This is a genomic window from Pseudooceanicola lipolyticus (genome assembly GCF_002786325.1).
Lineage (GTDB): Bacteria > Pseudomonadota > Alphaproteobacteria > Rhodobacterales > Rhodobacteraceae > Pseudooceanicola_C > Pseudooceanicola_C lipolyticus.
Genome location: NZ_PGTB01000302.1, coordinates 1 through 2,275, shown reverse-complemented (window position 1 = coordinate 2,275; position 2,275 = coordinate 1). Strand labels below are relative to the sequence as shown.

The following is a 2,275-nucleotide window of genomic DNA, read 5'->3' as shown; positions in this document are numbered from 1 at the left end:
CAGCGCCTCGACGCTGGCGGCCGAGGCGGCGCCGAGCGAGGCGGCAACGAACACCCCGAGCCCCAGGAACAGCGGCAGCCGCCGGCCGGCCTGGTCGGCCAGCGGGCCATACAGCATCTGGGCCAGTCCGAAGGCAAGGAAATAGGCGGTCAGGGTCATCTGCACCGCGGTTTCGGAACTGCCGTATTCCGCCGCGATCAGGGGCATCGCCGGAAGGTACATATCAATGGCGAAGGGGCCCACAAGCGCAAGCAGACCCAGCACCAGGCCGGTACGAAGCATGAGATGTCCTTTCGGTGTGGTCGGGGCGGGAATTTTCGCGCGCGGCGTGGACCTTAGCGCCGGTCTCGGGAAATGCAAGCCCAGCCAATCGGCTTGCCGCAGCCGGTGGTTTGAGATTTACAGGGCGCGTTGCGATCCGCTGGAGACAAAGATGCCCGATCCCATGCTGCTGCTGCAGATGCTTGTATTACTGATGGTGATCGGCGGTCTGGCCGGGGTGCTGGCGGGGCTGCTGGGGGTGGGCGGCGGCATCGTGCTGGTGCCCTGTTTCTTCTACGCGTTTCAGACCCTTGGCTATGGCGGCGCGCAGCTGATGCAGATGTGCCTGGCGACTTCGCTGGCGACGATCATCGTCACCTCGATGCGCTCGGTCCTCAGCCACAACCGCAAGGGCGCGGTCGAATGGGATATCCTGCGCGGCTGGGCACCGGGGATCGCGCTGGGGGCGGTGATCGGCGTGCTGGTAGCGGCATCGCTGCGCTCGACCACGCTGCAGGGATTGTTCGGCGCGCTGGGCATCCTGATCGGCGCCTATATGGGGTTGGGCCGGTCGCATTGGCGGCTGGGCGATGCGATGCCGCGTGGTCTGACCCGGGCGCTGCTATCGCCGGGGGTGGGGTTCCTGTCGGTGCTTATGGGAATTGGCGGCGGCAGTTTCGGGGTGCCGTTGATGAGCCTGTACAACGTGCCGATTCACCGGGCCGTGGCCACCGCGGCCGGGTTCGGGGTGATCATCGCGGTGCCCTCGGTCATCGGTTTCCTGTTCCTCGAGATCCCTTCCGAGGTGCGGCCGCCCTTCACGCTGGGCGCGGTGAATGGGGTGGCCTTCCTGGTGGTGATCTGCATGACGCTGATCACCGCGCCGCTGGGGGTGAAACTGGCCCATGCGATGGATCCGAAACCGCTGAAGCGGGTCTTTGCCGTGTTCCTGACGCTGGTGGCGCTGAACATGCTGCGCAAGGCGCTGGGCTGGTAGGCATCCGGGCGGGGCAAAAGGGATCGAAAACTTTTGCCAAATCCAACGACGGCAATAGGCCCTAGCGGCTGAGCCGCGCGGCGCGGCCGCCGCGGCGGCGCGACAGGCGCGGGGCGCGGTCGGGCAGGGCGGCGATGATCTCGGCGCGTTCCGCCGCGCTCATCTTCGACCAGCGGGCAATTTCCTCCAGGCTGCGATAGCAGCCGGCGCAGATCCGTTCGACCGGGTGCAGCACGCAGATCTGCCGGCAGGGGGATTCGACTTCCTCTCGTTTCCAGATGTCTTTGCTCATCGGTCCGTCTCCGCGCGCAGGTGCCGCAACCGGTCCAGCGCCCCCTGCAAGATATAGGAGGCAGCGACATGGTCGATCACCTCGGCGCGACGTTTTCGGGACGTATCCGCCTCCAGCAGCGCCCGTTCGGCGGCGACGGTGCTCAACCGCTCGTCCCAGAAGCCGATCGGCAGATCGCTCTGCCGGGCCAGGTTGCGGGCAAAGGCGCGGGTCGACTGGCAGCGCGGCCCCTCGCTGCCATCCATGTTGAAGGGCAGGCCCAGCACCACGCCGCCGATGCCGCGCCCGGCGATGATCTCGGCCAGGCGGGCGGCGTCGAGGGTGAATTTCTTGCGCCGGATGGTTTCCAGCGGCGTCGCCACCGCACCGATCCGGTCCGAGACCGCAACGCCGATGGTGCGCTCGCCTAGGTCCAGCCCGGCCAGTGCGCTGTGCGGCGCCAGCGCCGCCGCAAATTCCTCGAAACGGTCGAAGATCATTGCAGCACCCCCGCACTGGCCGCCGCGGCGGCGATTTCGGCCAGCGCGGCGTCATTGCCGGCAAAGCTGGCCCGGGCCTCGGCATAGATGGCGCGAGCCTGTTCCACCTCACCCAGCACCCCGAGCGAGGAGATCAGCCGCGCCCAGTCTGCCGGCGGGCCGCCCTCGTCGGCCAGCCGGCCGGCCAGGCCCTCGACCATCGAGCGGATCATCGCTTGCCGCTCCTCGGTGCCGAGCGTGGCTGCC

Annotated in this window: 4 protein-coding genes and 1 pseudogene; 1 reads left to right on the top strand and 4 read right to left on the bottom strand. The window is 68.0% G+C overall.

What is annotated here, in order from left to right:
- Window positions 1–282 (bottom strand): MFS transporter (locus tag CVM52_RS25300; protein WP_133119997.1); only part of this gene is annotated, 282 nt, incomplete at its 3' end.
- A gap of 151 nt (window positions 283–433) precedes the next feature.
- Here CVM52_RS25300 and CVM52_RS25295 point away from each other — a divergent pair.
- Window positions 434–1,258, top strand: a complete 825-nt coding sequence (locus CVM52_RS25295; protein WP_100165019.1) for a sulfite exporter TauE/SafE family protein — start codon at window positions 434–436, stop codon at window positions 1,256–1,258.
- Window positions 1,259–1,319: 61 nt separating this feature from the next.
- On the opposite strand, the gene CVM52_RS25290 is transcribed toward CVM52_RS25295, so the two are convergent.
- The 3 genes and pseudogenes from CVM52_RS25290 to CVM52_RS27245 form a co-directional block, all read right to left on the bottom strand.
- The gene (locus CVM52_RS25290; RefSeq protein WP_100165018.1) at window positions 1,320–1,550 is read right to left on the bottom strand and encodes a DUF1289 domain-containing protein; all 231 of its coding nucleotides are present in this window, start codon (window positions 1,548–1,550) and stop codon (window positions 1,320–1,322) included.
- Window positions 1,547–2,029 (bottom strand): Holliday junction resolvase RuvX, encoded by a 483-nt coding sequence (ruvX, locus tag CVM52_RS25285; RefSeq protein ID WP_100165017.1) that lies wholly within the window; start codon window positions 2,027–2,029, stop codon window positions 1,547–1,549. The genes CVM52_RS25290 and ruvX overlap by 4 nt, the downstream gene beginning before the upstream one ends.
- Window positions 2,026–2,275, bottom strand: a pseudogene (locus tag CVM52_RS27245) (c-type cytochrome biogenesis protein CcmI); the annotation flags it as partial. The gene ruvX and the pseudogene CVM52_RS27245, both read right to left, overlap by 4 nt.